Genomic DNA, 17,230 nt, shown 5'->3' with positions numbered 1-17,230 from the left:
GGTTGGGAGTTATGGAAGGGAAAATTTTAATCGTTGATGATCAATATGGCATTCGTGTGTTATTACATGAAGTGTTCCAAAAAGAAGGTTATCAGACGTTCCAAGCAGCGAATGGATTTCAAGCTTTAGATATCGTGAAAAAAGATAATCCAGATTTAGTTGTGTTAGATATGAAAATTCCAGGTATGGATGGTATAGAGATTTTAAAGCATGTAAAAGAAATTGATGAGAGTATTAAAGTAATTTTAATGACTGCTTATGGAGAGCTTGATATGATCCAAGAGGCAAAAGATTTAGGAGCTTTAATGCACTTTGCTAAACCATTTGATATTGATGAAATTCGTCAAGCGGTGAGAAATGAGCTTGCTGTAGAGGCGTAAAAAATGAATTTTTTATAAAAAATATGGAAAAAAGCGTTTACATGGACTATTGAGCAGGTGAATACAGTTGAGTTTTTGAGTACAAGTTGTTATCCTATTGAGTGTAGAAAAAAGTCCGGTATGTAAATATACATATTTTACCTTATTCTGGTCATACTACCAGCGATAAGAATTTATCGGATACAAAAAACGTTTTTTAGGAGGATTCACCATGCCTTTAGTTTCTATGAAAGAAATGCTAAACAAAGCACTAGAAGGAAAATACGCAGTTGGTCAATTCAACATGAACAACTTAGAGTGGACTCAAGCTATCTTAGCTGCTGCGGAAGAAGAAAAATCTCCTGTAATCCTAGGTGTATCTGAGGGTGCAGCTCGTCATATGACTGGTTTCAAAACAGTTGTAGCTATGGTTAAAGCTTTAATCGAAGAAATGAACATTACTGTTCCTGTAGCGATTCACCTTGACCATGGTTCAAGCTTCGAAAAATGTAAAGAAGCAATCGATGCAGGTTTCACATCTGTAATGATTGACGCTTCTCACCACCCATTCGAAGAAAACGTTGAAACTACTAAAAAAGTGGTAGAATACGCACACGCTCGTAACGTATCTGTTGAAGCTGAGCTTGGAACAGTTGGCGGACAAGAAGATGATATCATCGCTGAAGGCGTAATTTACGCTGATCCTGCAGAGTGTAAGCACCTTGTTGAAGCAACTGGCATCGACTGCCTAGCTCCAGCTTTAGGTTCTGTACACGGTCCTTACAAAGGTGAGCCTAACTTAGGATTCGCAGAAATGGAGCAAGTTCGCGACTTCACTGGCGTACCTTTAGTATTACACGGTGGTACTGGTATCCCAACTGCTGATATCGTAAAAGCTATTTCTTTAGGTACTTCAAAAATTAACGTAAACACTGAGAACCAAATTGAGTTTACAAAAGCTGTTCGTGAAGCATTAAACAAAGATCAAGAAGTTTACGATCCTCGTAAATATATTGGACCTGGCCGCGAAGCTATCAAAGCAACTGTTGCTGGTAAAATTCGCGAATTCGGTTCTAACGGTAAAGCGTAAGAATAAAATTCCGTTTTGGAAACCGTCTAGTCTTTTAGACGGTTTCCTTTCGTTGTATAATGAAAGCGTGAACAAGTCTAAAGATTTTTATCATTTCGTTTTTGAAATAGAAAATAATGTGCATAGTCCTATTAATAAATGTGATAACGTATCTAAATTGATAAATTTTGCTCGATGAATAGTTAATCTTTATCTATTCGGAATATAGGAGAAATGGAGATAATGGTTTCCTATTTATTGAGTTTTGGGATGGAAAGAGTGATTGAGATTCTTAAGGGGAATCTTCTAATTCTTTTTATAAAGAATTTAGAAGGTAAATACATTCACAAGAAGGGAGCTCAATATGGAAAAATTGCTAATTGAAGGCGGAAGAGCTTTAAATGGAACAATTCGAGTGAGTGGTGCGAAAAACAGCGCTGTTGCACTAATTCCAGCGACAATTTTAGCAGATACTCCAGTAACCATTGGTGGAGTTCCTAATATTTCGGACGTGAAAATGTTAGGAGACTTACTAGAGGAAATTGGAGGGAAAGTAACATATGGGCAGGAGGAAGAGATGGTAGTCGATCCTTCTAACATGGTTGCGATGCCTTTACCAAATGGAAAAGTGAAAAAGTTGCGTGCTTCTTATTATTTAATGGGTGCGATGCTTGGTCGTTTTAAAAAAGCTGTTATTGGGCTTCCAGGTGGATGTCATTTAGGACCGAGGCCGATTGATCAGCATATTAAAGGGTTTGAAGCGTTAGGTGCACATGTTACGAATGAACAAGGTGCTATCTATTTAAGAGCAGATGAATTGCGCGGGGCGCGTATTTATTTAGACGTTGTTAGTGTAGGGGCTACGATTAATATTATGCTAGCAGCTGTCCGAGCAAAAGGTAGAACTGTTATTGAAAATGCAGCGAAAGAACCCGAGATTATTGATGTAGCTACATTGTTAACAAGCATGGGAGCACGCATTAAAGGTGCTGGTACAGATGTAATCCGAATTGATGGTGTGGACTCACTGCATGGTTGTCACCATACTATCATTCCAGATCGTATTGAGGCTGGTACGTATATGATTTTAGGAGCGGCATCAGGAGGAGAAGTAACAGTTGATAATGTTATTCCTCAGCATTTAGAGTCAGTTACTGCAAAGCTAAGAGAAGCTGGTGTTCAAGTTGAAACGAACGATGATCAAATTAAAGTGAACGGTAATAGAAGGTTAAAAGTAGTTGATATAAAAACGCTTGTATATCCAGGTTTCGCAACAGATTTACAACAGCCGTTTACGACGCTTTTAACAAAGGCGCACGGGACGGGAGTTGTAACGGATACAATTTACGGCGCTCGTTTCAAACATATTGATGAATTACGTCGTATGAATGCACAAATTAAAGTAGAAGGTCGTTCGGCAATTGTAACTGGTCCTGTTTTATTACAAGGTGCAAAAGTGAAGGCGAGTGACTTACGAGCTGGGGCTTCGCTTGTTATTGCAGGATTAATGGCGGATGGAATTACCGAAGTAACCGGACTTGAGCATATTGATCGAGGTTATGAAAATATAGTAGACAAGCTTAAAGGGCTTGGTGCAAACATTTGGCGAGAACAAATGACAGAGCAAGAAATTGAAGAGCTGAAGAACGCATAAGTGATACTTCCGCAAGTGGGGAGCGAAGTATCACTATTTGCGGAAGTACACTTTATAGAAAAATAAAGTTCACAAAATACGGCAGAAATATAAAGGCTTAAAGGAGAGGGATTATCGTGGAAAGAAGTTTATCTATGGAGTTAGTACGTGTAACAGAGGCTGCAGCATTATCATCAGCGCGTTGGATGGGACGCGGGAAAAAGGATGAAGCAGACGGTGCAGCAACGTCAGCTATGCGTGATGTATTTGATACAATTCCGATGAAAGGTACAGTTGTAATTGGTGAAGGTGAGATGGATGAAGCGCCAATGCTGTATATCGGAGAGAAATTAGGTACAGGGTATGGCCCGCGCGTAGACGTTGCAGTTGATCCTTTAGAAGGGACAAACATTGTAGCAGCTGGCGGATGGAATGCACTTGCCGTTATTGCAATTGCAGATCATGGTAATTTGTTACATGCTCCTGACATGTACATGGATAAAATCGCGGTTGGTCCAGAAGCAGTTGGAGCCGTTGATATTGATGCACCTATTATTGATAACTTACGTGCAGTTGCGAAAGCAAAAAACAAGGATATTGAAGATGTTGTAGCAACAGTTTTAAACCGTCCACGTCATCAAGCAATTATCGAAGAAATTCGTAAAGCTGGTGCTCGTATTAAATTGATTAACGATGGAGATGTAGCTGGAGCAATCAATACAGCATTTGACCGTACAGGTGTAGATATTTTATTCGGTTCTGGTGGGGCTCCTGAAGGAGTATTAGCAGCTGTCGCATTAAAATGTTTAGGTGGAGAAATCCACGGAAAGCTTCTTCCTCAAAATGAAGCTGAATTAGCTCGTTGTAAAAAAATGGGTATTGAAGATATAAATCGTATCCTTCGTATGGAAGACTTAGTAAAGGGTGACGATGCAATCTTTGCAGCAACAGGTGTAACAGACGGAGAATTGTTACGAGGCGTTCAATTTAAAGGTAGCGTTGGAACAACACAATCTCTTGTTATGCGTGCAAAATCAGGTACAGTACGTTTCGTAGACGGACGCCATAGTTTAAATAAAAAACCGAACTTGGTTATTAAATAAAAAGTGCAAGCGGCTCGTTCAGAATGGAAGAAGCAAAGCTACCGACCATTCTAGTTGTTAAAACTAGATTAAATAATAAGCGAAGACAAATTTTCTTGTCTTCGCTTATTGTATTTGTGTCCCAACGTATTGATTAAAACTAGATAAAAGGGTTACAATAGTGAATATTACCCTACTTGAACTTATTGCCTTTCATTATTAATTATTTGCCTTCCGTATTTTTTCCCTTTACCCATGTGAAAAGAGAATAACGTTAAAGTGTGGTGTCTGAATGAATTTGTCAATTGCAGCATTAGAAAACATGAAATTAAAAGAGTTATACGAGCTTGCGAAAGAATTTAAGATTTCGTATTATAGCAAATTAACGAAAAAAGAATTAATCTTCGCCATTTTAAAAGCTCGAGCAGAAAAAGAAGGTTTCTTTTTCATGGAAGGCGTATTAGAAATTATTCAATCAGAAGGATTTGGATTCCTACGTCCTATCAACTATTCTCCAAGCTCAGAAGATATTTATATCTCAGCTTCGCAAATTCGTCGTTTCGATTTACGTAATGGAGATAAGGTTTCTGGTAAAGTACGACCTCCGAAAGAAAATGAACGCTATTTTGGATTATTACAAGTTGAAGCTGTAAACGGAGATGATCCAGAGTCAGCAAAAGAGCGTGTGCATTTCCCTGCATTAACACCATTATACCCAGATCGCCAAATGAAATTGGAAACGGAACCGAAAAAGTTACCGACACGCATCATGGATTTAATCGCACCAGTTGGATTTGGACAACGTGGTTTAATTGTTGCGCCTCCAAAGGCGGGTAAAACAAGTCTATTAAAAGAAATTGCACACAGTGTTACAACAAATCATCCAGAAGCAGAATTAATTGTGCTTCTAATTGATGAGCGTCCAGAGGAAGTAACAGACATTGAACGTTCTGTTAAGGGCGATGTTGTAAGTTCTACTTTTGATGAAGTACCAGAAAATCATATTAAAGTAGCTGAACTTGTGTTAGAACGTGCAATGCGTCTTGTAGAGCACAAAAAAGACGTTATCATTTTAATGGATAGTATTACCCGTTTAGCGCGAGCTTACAACCTCGTTATTCCGCCAAGTGGTAGAACATTATCGGGTGGTATCGACCCAGCGGCTTTCCATAGACCGAAGCGTTTCTTTGGGGCTGCGCGTAATATTGAAGAGGGCGGTAGCTTAACGATTTTAGCAACAGCGCTTGTTGATACAGGGTCTCGTATGGACGATGTAATTTACGAGGAATTTAAAGGAACTGGAAATATGGAACTTCACTTAGATCGCTCATTAGCTGAGCGTCGTATCTTCCCAGCGATTGATATTCGTCGCTCTGGTACGCGTAAAGAAGATCTATTAATTCCGAAAGAGCATTTAGACAAGTTGTGGGGTATTCGTAAAACAATGCGTGATACACCAGACTTCGTTGAAGGTTTCTTACGTAAACTTCGTCAAACAAAGACAAATGAAGAATTTTTACAAAACATTGTTGCAGACTCGAAAAGATATGTAACAACTAAGTAAAGGGAAAAGATTGGGACTCGCTTATTTCGTAGTAAGCGAGTTTTTTTATGTTTTTTAGGTGATGTTAAAGGGAGAAGTAAGTGGGAGAACTTTAGCCGGTCAGAGCTAAGCAAGCCACCTCCACTTTAAGATAATATCCAGCTCCAGCGGCTAGAATCTCCGGTCATTTCACTCTCTCGCTCGAAGCAAAAGGCGCTTCAAGGTCGAGAGTTTGAAGTGTCCTGGATTCTGAACGAGCCGCTTATGCTTTTAAATTGTATCTAGTTCCGACGGCTAGCTCTTCGTGTCTAAGAACCTCCCGCACTAAAGGTAAAGAGCACCTTTTGTGCGAGAGAACCTTAGCCAGTCAGAGCTGAACGAGCCGTCTCCACTTTTAATTTAAAAAGACAAAAACAGGTAGTTGCAAAATGAAGTTAGCCTTGTTATAATTTCATCATATGTGTTTCATCAATATAGTTGTGTATGCAGCTGAAGATGAAAAACTCTGTTTCGAAAATGATTCAGGGCGGAAGGAGATGAAAAGAATGAAAGCAGGAATTCACCCAGATTACAAGAAAGTTGTATTCATGGACACAAACACAGGCTTCAAATTCTTAAGCGGGTCTACTAAAGGCTCTAGCGAAACTGTTGAGTGGGAAGATGGTAACACTTATCCATTACTAAAAGTTGAGATCAGTTCTGATTCTCACCCATTCTACACTGGACGTCAGAAGTTTGCTACTGCAGACGGACGCGTTGATCGCTTCAATAAGAAATACGGTATCAAGTAATAAAAACATAAAACAGGCAAGTGTATGTATTCGCTTGTCTGTTTTTTTTGCGAAAATATTATACCTTTACCCTACTTTTAACTAAAAAGTAGATGAAAGGAGAGCTTCATGTACTTAATAAATCAAAATGGCTGGATTGAAGTGATTTGCGGTAGTATGTTTTCTGGTAAATCAGAAGAGCTAATCCGCCGTGTGCGCCGCACGCAATTTGCGAAACAACATGCAATTGTATTTAAACCATGTATTGATAATCGTTATAGTGAAGAAGATGTTGTATCACATAACGGATTAAAGGTAAAAGCAGTTCCTGTTTCAGCTTCAAAGGATATATTTGAACATATTACAGAAGAGTTGGATGTTATTGCAATCGATGAGGTGCAATTTTTTGATGGGGACATTGTGGAAGTGGTGCAAGTATTGGCAAATCGTGGCTATCGTGTCATTGTAGCTGGTTTAGACCAAGATTTCCGTGGTCTACCATTTGGACAAGTTCCTCAGCTGATGGCGATTGCTGAACACGTAACAAAACTACAAGCAGTATGTTCTACATGTGGATCTCCGGCAAGTCGTACACAACGATTAATTGATGGAGAGCCGGCGGCATTTAATGATCCGATTATTTTAGTTGGAGCTTCAGAATCGTACGAACCACGTTGTCGTCATTGTCATGCAGTTCCTGCAAACAAAAATAAGTAAAACTCGCTTTGTAGGGCGGGTTTTTTTCAAAATAGAGAGAATGAGTGGTGCAAGCCGCTTGCGCTTTTAAATATAATTTGCGTTTTTTTGAGTAAGTACCATATACTATTTGTATTAGATACTAGGATGTAGAGGTGAATGATGTGTTAGATCGTTTGCAAGCTGTAGAAGATCGTTATGAGAAGTTAAATGAATTGTTAAGTGACCCAGAGGTTATTAGCGATACAAATAAGCTTCGTGAGTATTCAAAAGAACAATCTGATATGCAAGAAACGGTAGAGGTGTACCGTGAGTATAAAGATGTTCGTGAGCAATTACGAGATGCAAAAGCAATGTTAGAAGATAAGTTAGACGCTGATATGCGTGAAATGGTTAAGGAAGAAGTCTCTGAATTAGAAGGACAAGAGAAAACATTATCAGAACGTCTGAAAATTTTACTTGTTCCAAAAGACCCTAATGATGATAAAAACGTTATCGTGGAGGTTCGTGGTGCTGCTGGTGGTGATGAGGCAGCTTTATTTGCTGGTGATTTATATCGTATGTATAGCCGTTATGCTGAGGTGCAAGGTTGGAAAACTGAAATTATCGAAGCGAGCTATACAGAGTTAGGTGGATATAAAGAGATTATCTTTATGATTAACGGTAAAGGTGCTTTCGCGAAGCTGAAATTCGAGAATGGTGCTCACCGTGTACAACGTGTTCCTGAAACGGAATCTGGTGGACGTATTCATACATCTACAGCAACTGTAGCTGTATTACCAGAGGCAGAAGAAGTAGAAATTACTATTCATGAAAAAGATGTTCGTGTTGATACATTTGCTTCTAGTGGTCCTGGTGGACAGAGCGTTAATACAACGATGTCAGCGGTACGTTTAACGCATTTACCGACTGGTGTAGTTGTATCTTGTCAGGATGAGAAATCACAGATTAAGAATAAAGAAAAAGCAATGAAAGTATTACGTGCACGTGTTTATGATAAATTCAGACAAGAAGCGCAAGCTGAGTACGATCAAAACCGTAAACAAGCTGTTGGTACGGGAGACCGTTCAGAGCGTATTCGTACGTATAACTTCCCGCAAAACCGTGTTACTGACCATCGAATCGGCTTAACGATTCAAAAGCTAGATCAAATCCTACAAGGTAAGTTAGATGATTTCATCAATGCCTTAGTGATGGAAGATCAGGCGCAAAAGATGGAGGCAGCTGAGTAATGCGTGTCTATGAAGCCCTGAAATGGGCTTCTTCTTTTTTACAGGAAAATGGACGAGATGAAAATGCGGGAGAGCTTGTCCTTTGTCATGTATTAAAGACGAACAGAACAGGAATGCTCATGAATATGCGTGAAGAGATAACCGCGGAACAAGAGAAAAGTTTTGCAGAATTTATCCACAAGCACGTGGAAGGTATTCCAATCCAATATATGCTCGGTTATGAAATGTTTTATGGACGCTCGTTTTTTGTGAATGAAGAGGTATTAATACCAAGGCCTGAAACGGAAGAGCTTATAGTAGGAGTGCTAGAGAGAATTGAGCGTCACTTTGGTAATGAGAAACTTCATGTAGCGGATATTGGTACAGGTAGTGGAGCAATTTCTATTACGCTCGCTTTAGAAAATAAAAATCTTCATGTGTATACGGTAGATATTGCACGAGAATCGATTGAAGTTGCAAAAGAAAATGCAAAATCTTTGGGTGCAGAAGTAACGTTCTATCACGGTGATTTATTGTCACCATTTTATAAAATAGATCAAAAGTTAGATGTTGTTGTTTCAAACCCTCCATATATACCAGAAGAGGATTGGCGTGGTCTTTCTCCTGTTGTGAAAGAGCATGAACCAAAGAGAGCACTTGTTGGCGGTGAAGATGGATTAGATTTCTATCGCCGTTTTATGGAAGAATTGCCGAACGTGTTGCAGAAGAAAGCAATTGTGGCATTTGAAATTGGAGTAGGGCAAGGTGAGGATGTAAAGGAATTGTTACAACAAGCCTTTCCGCATGCTCATGTTGAAGTTGTTTTTGATATTAACGGAAAAGATCGTATGGTATTTGCAGAGATGGAGTAAGGTTCACACCTTACTCTATTTTTTTGTGGGGAAAATTCATATAGATTTTGAATTTAATAGTTTAGAAAGATGAAAGTCTGTCCACACTGTTTGTAGAGGGGACGGTGGAGGAAATGAAAAAACAAGTTATTGCTTATCTTCTTCTATTATTAATTGGTGCACAGTTACTTGTGCAGTTTGGATATATGAAAGCTGATGCGAAAGGGCCTTCTGTTATTCCGAAAGAGGCCGTTCGATTAAGAATTTTAGCAAATAGTGATTCAGATAAAGATCAGGCGTTAAAGCGTAAAGTACGCGATGAAGTAAAAGCGCAAATTGATGGATGGGTAGCAGATTTAACGTCATTTGAAGAGGCGCGAAAGGTAATTCAAAGTCATATTCCAGAAATCGAAAAAACAGTGAAAAACACGCTAAAAAAGGAAGGCAGTACAGAGTCATTCCAAGTGAAATTTGGTAAGAATGTAAAGTTTCCTACAAAGGTATATGGGAATTTTATTTATCCAGCAGGAGAATATGAAGCGGTACTCATTACAATTGGAAAAGGTGAAGGGGCGAATTGGTGGTGTGTGTTATTTCCTCCAATGTGTTTCTTAGATTTTTCAAGTGGTACAGCTGTAAGAAAAGAAGAGCATGTTGTGAAGGCTGAATCTCCTGAAGAAGATCAAGTGGAACAAGCTGAAGGGGATATAGTCGATTCACCAAAGATAGAAGAGGATAAGGTGAAGGAAAAGAAAGTTGTAAAACAGGAAGTAGCAAAAAAAGTAACAGCTTCTGAAAAGAAAGTAGTAAAAAGTGAAATAAAAGTAGAAGAACAGCCTGTAAGTAAAGAAGAAACAAAAACAGTGGAAAAAGTGGAGAAAAAGCAAGAAAAACAAAATGAGTATGTACATGTAGAAGAGGAAGAAAAAAAGCCAGAAGTTAAATTATTTATTGTAGAAGCTTTTACATCTTTATTTTCTAAATAGTACTATTAACAAGTCCCTTCTCATATATAAAGATGAGGAGGGATTTATTATGAAGAAAGTGTATTTTGCTACGAAAGAGGATGTAGAAAGATTACATTCTTTTTTCGGACAAGCTAATAAAAAAGATGATAAAATAAATGAGTTATACGCACAATTTATGATTTTGGAAGAGGCGGAAGAAATACGAGCTGTAATTGGATATGAACAAAGTGAAGAAAATGCACTTATTCGTTCTTGTTTATTCACACCTCATGTGGATAAACAGACTTTCTTATATTTTTTCGAAATGTTTTTGCAGTATATGAAAGAAAAAAATATTCGACAATTGTACTTACTAACAAATCATCCACAATCTATAACAATCTTTCAGTTTTTTGACTTTGTCACTATAGAGAGAGAGAAAGTGCCAGAGGGAATTCGACAGCTAGAACACTTTTGTAAAAATATAAAAGAGCCAAATGCAATAATACTAAATTGTCAGCTATTCACAAAGTTATCCACGGATTAATTAGGTTTATCCACATTTTGTGGATAAACCTTGTTTGTCTTTTGGATAAATCTCATAGTAAACTAAAAATAGACAAGTATTTCAGGGTAGAAAAGGACGTGGAAAAAAATGCACACAAATATGTGGGTTGTGGATAATGTTGTGGAAAGAAAAAAAAATTATCCACAGTTACAAGAAGCAGCAAGACTATTAAGAGAAAACGAAGCGGTTGCCTTCCCTACGGAAACGGTATATGGGCTAGGTGCAAACGCGATGAATGATGAAGCAATTGCGAAAATTTTTGAAGCAAAAGGGAGACCAAGTGATAATCCACTTATTGTTCACATAGGTACAAAATCTCAGTTAGATGGGATTGTAAATGAAATTCCGCCGGTTGCGGAGAAGTTAATGGAACACTTTTGGCCAGGACCATTAACGATTATTTTGCCAAGAAAAGAAGGTATTTCTGAGAAGGTGACGGCAGGTCTTAATACGGTTGGAGTAAGAATGCCGGATCATCCAGTAGCGCTCGCTCTTATTGAGGAGGCGAATGTACCGGTTGCAGCACCGAGTGCGAATCGTTCAGGGCGTCCAAGCCCAACGTTAGCTTCTCACGTATATGAAGATTTAAATGGAAAGATTGCAGGTATTGTTGATGGTGGGGCAACGGGAGTAGGCGTTGAATCAACTGTAATCGATTGTACAAGTGAGATTCCAACAATTTTACGTCCAGGCGGGATTACGAAAGAACAATTGGAAGCAGTAATAGGTACTGTTTCTTTAGATCCAGCTTTAAAGGACGAGAAGGAAAAACCGAAATCACCTGGAATGAAATATACACATTATGCACCGAAAGCGCCACTTAGTATTGTTGAAGGATCACGTGAGTTTATTCAGCGTCTTGTGGATAAGAAGAAGGATGAAGGATTTAAAGTAGGTGTATTAACGACAGAAGAATATCAGCATGTATATAGTGCAGATGTCGTATTATCTTGTGGTATGCGAAGTGATTTAGCTAGTGTTGCGACCAAATTATATGATGTACTTAGAACGTTCGATGCAAGTGAAGTGGATGTTATTTTTAGTGAGTCGTTCCCGAATGACGGAATAGGGAATGCAATAATGAATCGCTTAACAAAAGCAGCAGGACATCATATTATTACTGAATGATAATGTACGATTAGCAAACAGAATATTTCTCCTCGGATAAGCATATTTTGAAGTAGCACGTCCGAGGAGGGACATGAATGACGTTTGAACAGCTAATACCTTTAATAATTATGGCATTCGCCTTAGGGATGGATGCGTTCTCGGTGAGTCTTGGTATGGGGATGATGACCTTAAAGTTAAGACAAATCCTGTATATCGGTATGACGATAGGGATTTTTCATATAATCATGCCATTTATAGGAATGGTATTAGGTCGTTTTTTATCAGAGAAGTATGGGGACATTGCACATTTTGCAGGTGCTATTTTATTAATTGGTCTAGGGTTTTATATCGTATATTCGTCTATTTTAGAAAACGAAGAGACTAGAACAGCTCCTATTGGAATTAGTTTATTTGTATTTGCATTTGGCGTCAGTATAGATAGCTTTTCGGTAGGCCTTAGTCTTGGTATTTACGGAGCACAGACGATTATTACAATATTACTTTTTGGATTTATTAGCATGTTATTAGCGTGGTTTGGTTTATTAATTGGTAGACATGCGAAAGGTATACTCGGTACATATGGTGAGATAGTAGGTGGTATCATTCTGGTTGGATTTGGATTATATATCCTTTTTCCTATATAATTTTATGTAGGAGGGAATTATGAACACGCTATTGGAATGGTATGTTAAGTTTTTAACCTTCTTTCCTCGATGGCTAAGAAGACTTATAATTTGGGGTATTATTTTGCAAATTTCGATGTTAGGTTGGATTAAGTTAATTCGTGAATGGTGAGATGGTTCCTTTCTGTGCATATTTTGTTTGTACTATATTTATTGCACTAAAAATTACAGATATAGAAAGGATGAGATGAATGACGAGATTGAAGCAAGTTTTTGGTATTATTATTAGTTTTTTTGTTTTTTGGTTTAGTATGCTCGGTGTACAAATGTTTGCTGAGTTTTTAGATATTGAGTCATTGAAGTTTGTTGCCGGAAAGACTGAGGCAGCGCGTACTTTTTATTCTCCATACCCTTTTTTAATTGTTTTTCTTATTACATTGCTTTCCCTATATTTCTTAGTAATTAAGCTTGGGAAACCGAAAAAAGAGAAATTGCCTGCTTTAGAGGAAAAGAAGGAAGAATTACAATGATAAAATCCCCTGCTATTTAGCAGGGGATTTTATGTTTGAGTGATGGAGGTAATTAAGTTACCTTCGCTTTTAGATATATCCAGCTCCAGCGGCTAGAATCTCCGGTCATTTCGCTCTCGCGCATGAAGCAAAAAGCGCTTCAAGGTCGAGGGCTCCAATGCCCTGCGATTCTGGGCGAGCCGCTTCCGCTTTTAAACTGGCCTCACCAATTCAAATTGTTCTCCTAATTTTGCATAGTTGTGTCCTGCTAGACGGCTTACTGGTTTTAGTCCTTCTGCGTGAATGCGGCCTTTTTCGTATAGGTGTTCTGCGACGTGGAAACGAACGATGCGTCCGATTAGTAGATCGCAAGCTGGTGAGTCTTCCGTTCCGCCAAGAGGGATTGCGCGTTCTAGTACGCATTCCATTCGAATGTTCGCTTCTTTCACACCTGGAACAGAGATGACGTCACTTTTAATTGGTGTTAGTTTTGCTAGTTCGATTTCACTCTCGTTTGGCGGAAGGTTAGCTGCTGTTTCATTAATCGCTTCTATGTAAGATTCGTCAGAAATATGTACAACAAACTCTCCTTGTTCCATTGCGTTTCGGGAAGTATCTTTCGGTGTTCCTGCTTTTCGTTGTACAGAAACTGAAATAAGTGGTGGATTAGCAGCAACAATATTGAAATAACTATAAGGCGCTCCATTTAATACACCGTCTTTTGTTATAGAAGTAACGAATGCGACGGGACGTGGAATAATGCTGCCCGTTAATAATTTGTAATTCTCTTTTTCCGTTTGTTCATTTGGATTAATTGATAACATGTTTAAAATCTCCCTTCTGAATATGACGACTTATTGTTTGTTTACAAGATGTTAGTGGGAAACTCCTGCTGGAAATAATATTTTTTTAATGATGTAAAAAAGAGATTACCTCAATTATACTGAAGTAATCTCTTTTTAAGTAAACATCTTGAAATTGAGATAAATATTAAAGTAAAACGTATGCGCCAGGCCCGATTAAAGCGACACCAACAGCGACAGCGATTAACATTAAATTATATTCAAATCCGTCTTGTGTTACCCAGTAACCATTTTTTCCGTGAACAGTGAAGATTGCCATTAACATTGTTCCAACGATAAATAATGAACCAATTACAGTGAAAATACCTGATGCGAATAAGAAACCACCTAGTAATTCAGTTGCACCAGCCATAAATGCCATAAATACACCAGGGCGTAAACCGATTGATTCCATCCAACCGCCTGTTCCTTTTAAGCCATAACCACCGAACCAACCGAATAATTTTTGAGCACCATGACCCATGAATGTAATTCCTATAATAAGACGAATAATAAGAAGACCGAAATCCATCATTTTTGAAAACCTCCTGAAAGTTTATTAACTTACCTTATGTAAGTAATGATAAAATAGTTACTTACTTTAGTCAAGTGAATTTCGAAAAAAGTTTGAATTAAATTTTACAAATTAACGACAAAAAATAAAATGTAGTAAAGACCTCTAGACAAGTTGGGCGAAAAAAGAGAAAATATAAGTAGAAGTTAACTTCTTATTGTTATTCAGACAATCAGAATTGACTGGAATTTTGTGAAGCGCTACAATAAGAGTCTATTAGTAATGACGTAATTTATTTCGAAAGCGTTTTTACAGTATAATATTCGAAGTATGAAGTCTTACATGTATCCCGAGCTTTACTAGGGATTGCCCTATAAACTTTTAGGTAAATTATAAGGAGGACTATCCTATGTTTAAAAAATTATTCGGTCTTGGTTCAAAAACAAATGAAGAAACAATTGTAGCTCCATTAACTGGAGCAGTGAAAAATATTGAAGAAGTACCAGATCCAGTATTCGCTGGTCGTATGATGGGTGACGGTGTTGCAATCGATCCTATTGAAGGTGTAGTTGTATCTCCAGTTGATGGTGAAATCGTACAATTATTCCACACGAAACATGCTATCGGAATTAAAGCGAAAAACGGTACAGAAATTTTAATCCACGTTGGATTAGAAACTGTAAAAATGGAAGGTGAAGGTTTCGAAGCTCACGTTTCTGAAGGACAAGCTGTAAAAGCTGGAGATAAATTAATCTCATTCGACTTAGAATTAATCCGTGAAAAAGCGAAAAGCACGATTACTCCAATCGTTATTACAAACACAGATGCAGCTGAGTCTATTAAGACAACTGTAGGTGTAACAGCTACAAAAGGTTCAACAGAAGTAATGAAAGTTACAATGAAATAATTGTTGTATAAAAGGAATCCGTTTCATATGAAATGGATTCCTTATTTTTTGTTGTATGTTTAGTAGGTATGTTAAAATACTCTAGGCACTTGGAAATAGGGTTTCACATATATGTGGATAGGCGCATTTTTCTTAGAAAAATGCGCCTTTTGTATATTCACATTTCTTTTGTTCCATCCTAATGTAAGCTATTATTAAAGGGAAAAGATACAATATAAGGGGTGGGTTTGGATGAAACGAGTGTTATTTGTTTGCACTGGCAATACATGTCGTAGTCCGATGGCTGAGGCGTTACTTCGTCATCATGGAGGAGATAAGTTTGAAGTGCAATCTGCTGGTGTTTTCGCCTATCCTGGAAGCGATGCATCGATATATGCGAAGGAAGCTTTAGCTGAAAAAGGAATTTCAATCGATCATGCCGCGCAGCAGGTAAATGAAGCTTTGCTTGATTGGGCTGATATTGTCGTAACGATGACGGAAAATCATAAGCAACTTGTACTTGGTCACTATCCGAGTGTTGAAAAGAAGTTGAATACATTATATGGACTAACTGAAGGTATAGGTAAAGACATTTCAGATCCTTTTGGAGGATCGCTTTCTATTTATAAAGAAACGTTAGATGAGATGGAAAAACTTGTACAAACTTTACTGAAAAAACATTCAGAGGGTTGATGTTTCGTGTATAATACGATATTGGAGATCACTTCGTCCTATTGAGGTAGCGAATGTGAAATGAAGATAATTGATTGAAACTTTGGAGGGGTAAAAATGAAAGTAGTAATAGCATCTGATCACGGCGGTATGAATATCCGTAAAGAACTTGTAAGTTTATTAGAAGAATTAAATATTGAATATATTGATTTAGGTTGTGAATGTGAAGCTGGTTCAGTTGATTACCCTGATTTTGCATTTCCAGCAGCGGAAATGGTAGCAAATGGTGAAGTGGATCGTGGTATTTTAGTTTGTGGGACAGGCATCGGTATGTCAATCGCGGCAAACAAAGTAAACGGTATTCGTTGTGCGTTAGTTCATGATACTTTCAGTGCGAAAGCAACGAGAGAGCATAATGACACTAACATGCTAGCAATGGGCGAGCGTGTAATTGGTGCTGGTCTAGCGCGTGATATCGCAAAAATTTGGTTAACAACTGACTATGAAGGTGGCCGTCACGAAAACCGCGTAGGAAAAATTAAAACATACGAAACAAAGTAATAGATTCTAACTATCAGTAGTGTGAAATATAATTTGGTGAACCAACCTGTGAAAGGAAGAGGCGTAATGACAGAAATCGTAAAGGTAAGAGAACAGCTACAAATATCGCTTTCTGATTTCCAAGAACAAGCTTCATTGCAAAGTGGTCAAATTTTTGTAGTGGGGTGTAGCACGAGCGAAGTGCTAGGAGAAAGAATTGGAACATCAGGAACGATGGAAGTAGCAGAGGCGATTTTTTCTGAGTTAAAACAATTTCAAGAGCAAACAGGTATTGCGTTAGCGTTCCAATGTTGCGAGCATTTAAACCGTGCTTTAGTAGTTGAGAGAGAAGTAGCGATAAAATATCAATTTGAAATTGTAACAGTTACGCCTGTTAGATCAGCAGGTGGTGCATTGGGGACATATGCGTATCACAATTTGAAAGATCCGGTAGTAGTTGAATTTATTAAAGCGGATGCTGGAATGGATATTGGTGATACATTTATTGGTATGCATTTAAAGCATGTAGCTGTTCCAGTTCGTACAAGTGTGAAGGAAATTGGAAATGCACATGTAACGATGGCGAAAACACGTGGAAAACTAATAGGTGGAGCACGTGCTGTTTATGCAGCGGAGGAAGAAACGATTACTTGCCGTTAAATGCGAAAAATGAGGAAGTCATATAGCAGCTTTTCATCATAGGATAAAAGGTATGTTGTCTGACTTTATAATAGAAGAAAGAAAAGACCGATTTTCGGTCTTTTTTTTCTTTTATGATATAGAAAGTCATGTTAGAATGTAGTTG

General features: G+C 38.1%; 21 protein-coding genes. 19 read left to right on the top strand and 2 right to left on the bottom strand.

Annotated features, from left to right (window positions below):
• Positions 1 to 11 precede the first annotated feature (11 nt).
• The 15 genes from spo0F (at position 12) to ACUN26_RS23070 (ending at position 12,992) form a co-directional block, all read left to right on the top strand.
• A complete protein-coding gene (spo0F, locus tag ACUN26_RS23140) occupies positions 12 to 380 on the top strand; it encodes a sporulation initiation phosphotransferase Spo0F (protein WP_000398594.1) in 369 nt (122 codons plus the stop codon).
• A gap of 211 nt (positions 381 to 591) precedes the next feature.
• The gene (locus ACUN26_RS23135; protein ID WP_001131849.1) at positions 592 to 1,449 is read left to right on the top strand and encodes a class II fructose-bisphosphate aldolase; all 858 of its coding nucleotides are present in this window, start codon (positions 592 to 594) and stop codon (positions 1,447 to 1,449) included.
• A 343-nt stretch (positions 1,450 to 1,792) separates the two neighbouring features.
• Positions 1,793 to 3,082, top strand: a complete 1,290-nt coding sequence (gene murA, locus ACUN26_RS23130) for a UDP-N-acetylglucosamine 1-carboxyvinyltransferase (RefSeq protein WP_000413250.1) — start codon at positions 1,793 to 1,795, stop codon at positions 3,080 to 3,082.
• 116 nt (positions 3,083 to 3,198) lie between these two features.
• Positions 3,199 to 4,164, top strand: a complete 966-nt coding sequence (glpX, locus tag ACUN26_RS23125) for a class II fructose-bisphosphatase (RefSeq protein ID WP_000442336.1) — start codon at positions 3,199 to 3,201, stop codon at positions 4,162 to 4,164.
• Positions 4,165 to 4,435: 271 nt separating this feature from the next.
• Positions 4,436 to 5,707 (top strand): transcription termination factor Rho, encoded by a 1,272-nt coding sequence (gene rho / locus ACUN26_RS23120; RefSeq protein WP_001053898.1) that lies wholly within the window; start codon positions 4,436 to 4,438, stop codon positions 5,705 to 5,707.
• Between the two features lie 524 nt (positions 5,708 to 6,231).
• Positions 6,232 to 6,477 carry a type B 50S ribosomal protein L31 gene (locus ACUN26_RS23115; protein WP_000643435.1) on the top strand — a complete coding sequence of 82 codons (246 nt, stop codon included), beginning with the start codon at positions 6,232 to 6,234 and terminating at the stop codon, positions 6,475 to 6,477.
• Positions 6,478 to 6,585: 108 nt separating this feature from the next.
• On the top strand, positions 6,586 to 7,173 hold the full coding sequence (locus ACUN26_RS23110) for a thymidine kinase (protein WP_000280856.1): 588 nt from the start codon (positions 6,586 to 6,588) through the stop codon (positions 7,171 to 7,173).
• Between the two features lie 143 nt (positions 7,174 to 7,316).
• A complete protein-coding gene (gene prfA, locus ACUN26_RS23105) occupies positions 7,317 to 8,384 on the top strand; it encodes a peptide chain release factor 1 (RefSeq protein ID WP_000887062.1) in 1,068 nt (355 codons plus the stop codon).
• Positions 8,384 to 9,235: a peptide chain release factor N(5)-glutamine methyltransferase gene (gene prmC / locus ACUN26_RS23100; protein WP_001267071.1), complete on the top strand. Its 852-nt coding sequence runs from the start codon at positions 8,384 to 8,386 to the stop codon at positions 9,233 to 9,235. The genes prfA and prmC overlap by 1 nt, the downstream gene beginning before the upstream one ends.
• A gap of 113 nt (positions 9,236 to 9,348) precedes the next feature.
• Entirely contained in the window at positions 9,349 to 10,200 is an 852-nt protein-coding gene (spoIIR, locus tag ACUN26_RS23095; RefSeq protein WP_000745081.1) for a stage II sporulation protein R, read from the top strand.
• Positions 10,201 to 10,249: 49 nt separating this feature from the next.
• Complete coding sequence (locus ACUN26_RS23090; RefSeq protein ID WP_000758449.1) at positions 10,250 to 10,708, top strand: mechanosensitive ion channel protein; 459 nt, start codon at positions 10,250 to 10,252, stop codon at positions 10,706 to 10,708.
• Between the two features lie 108 nt (positions 10,709 to 10,816).
• Positions 10,817 to 11,857, top strand: a complete 1,041-nt coding sequence (locus ACUN26_RS23085) for an L-threonylcarbamoyladenylate synthase (protein ID WP_000557330.1) — start codon at positions 10,817 to 10,819, stop codon at positions 11,855 to 11,857.
• A gap of 77 nt (positions 11,858 to 11,934) precedes the next feature.
• Complete coding sequence (locus tag ACUN26_RS23080) at positions 11,935 to 12,483, top strand: manganese efflux pump MntP (RefSeq protein WP_000142481.1); 549 nt, start codon at positions 11,935 to 11,937, stop codon at positions 12,481 to 12,483.
• 19 nt (positions 12,484 to 12,502) lie between these two features.
• Positions 12,503 to 12,634 carry a hypothetical protein gene (locus ACUN26_RS23075; RefSeq protein ID WP_001094286.1) on the top strand — a complete coding sequence of 44 codons (132 nt, stop codon included), beginning with the start codon at positions 12,503 to 12,505 and terminating at the stop codon, positions 12,632 to 12,634.
• Positions 12,635 to 12,713: 79 nt separating this feature from the next.
• Positions 12,714 to 12,992 carry a DUF3935 domain-containing protein gene (locus tag ACUN26_RS23070; protein WP_000197482.1) on the top strand — a complete coding sequence of 93 codons (279 nt, stop codon included), beginning with the start codon at positions 12,714 to 12,716 and terminating at the stop codon, positions 12,990 to 12,992.
• A gap of 191 nt (positions 12,993 to 13,183) precedes the next feature.
• Here ACUN26_RS23070 and ACUN26_RS23065 read toward each other — a convergent pair whose 3' ends face one another.
• Complete coding sequence (locus tag ACUN26_RS23065) at positions 13,184 to 13,795, bottom strand: flavin reductase family protein (protein ID WP_000949060.1); 612 nt, start codon at positions 13,793 to 13,795, stop codon at positions 13,184 to 13,186.
• Between the two features lie 166 nt (positions 13,796 to 13,961).
• On the bottom strand, positions 13,962 to 14,348 hold the full coding sequence (locus ACUN26_RS23060; RefSeq protein ID WP_000968621.1) for a DoxX family protein: 387 nt from the start codon (positions 14,346 to 14,348) through the stop codon (positions 13,962 to 13,964).
• 388 nt (positions 14,349 to 14,736) lie between these two features.
• On the opposite strand from ACUN26_RS23060, the gene ACUN26_RS23055 reads away from it, so the two are divergent.
• The 4 genes from ACUN26_RS23055 to ACUN26_RS23040 all read left to right on the top strand — a co-directional run bounded on the left by ACUN26_RS23055 (position 14,737) and on the right by ACUN26_RS23040 (position 17,085).
• The gene (locus tag ACUN26_RS23055) at positions 14,737 to 15,234 is read left to right on the top strand and encodes a PTS sugar transporter subunit IIA (RefSeq protein ID WP_000473661.1); all 498 of its coding nucleotides are present in this window, start codon (positions 14,737 to 14,739) and stop codon (positions 15,232 to 15,234) included.
• A 231-nt stretch (positions 15,235 to 15,465) separates the two neighbouring features.
• Positions 15,466 to 15,906, top strand: coding sequence for a low molecular weight protein arginine phosphatase (locus tag ACUN26_RS23050; RefSeq protein ID WP_000832366.1), 441 nt, complete (start codon positions 15,466 to 15,468; stop codon positions 15,904 to 15,906).
• A 96-nt stretch (positions 15,907 to 16,002) separates the two neighbouring features.
• Positions 16,003 to 16,446, top strand: coding sequence for a ribose 5-phosphate isomerase B (gene rpiB / locus ACUN26_RS23045; RefSeq protein ID WP_000869542.1), 444 nt, complete (start codon positions 16,003 to 16,005; stop codon positions 16,444 to 16,446).
• A 66-nt stretch (positions 16,447 to 16,512) separates the two neighbouring features.
• Positions 16,513 to 17,085 carry a TIGR01440 family protein gene (locus ACUN26_RS23040; protein ID WP_000136360.1) on the top strand — a complete coding sequence of 191 codons (573 nt, stop codon included), beginning with the start codon at positions 16,513 to 16,515 and terminating at the stop codon, positions 17,083 to 17,085.
• The last annotated feature ends 145 nt before the right edge of the window (positions 17,086 to 17,230 follow it).

This window comes from Bacillus sp. WC2503, from assembly GCF_052682895.1.
The sequence above is the reverse complement of the archived record's forward strand: the minus strand, read 5'-3'. Positions and strand labels throughout refer to the sequence as shown.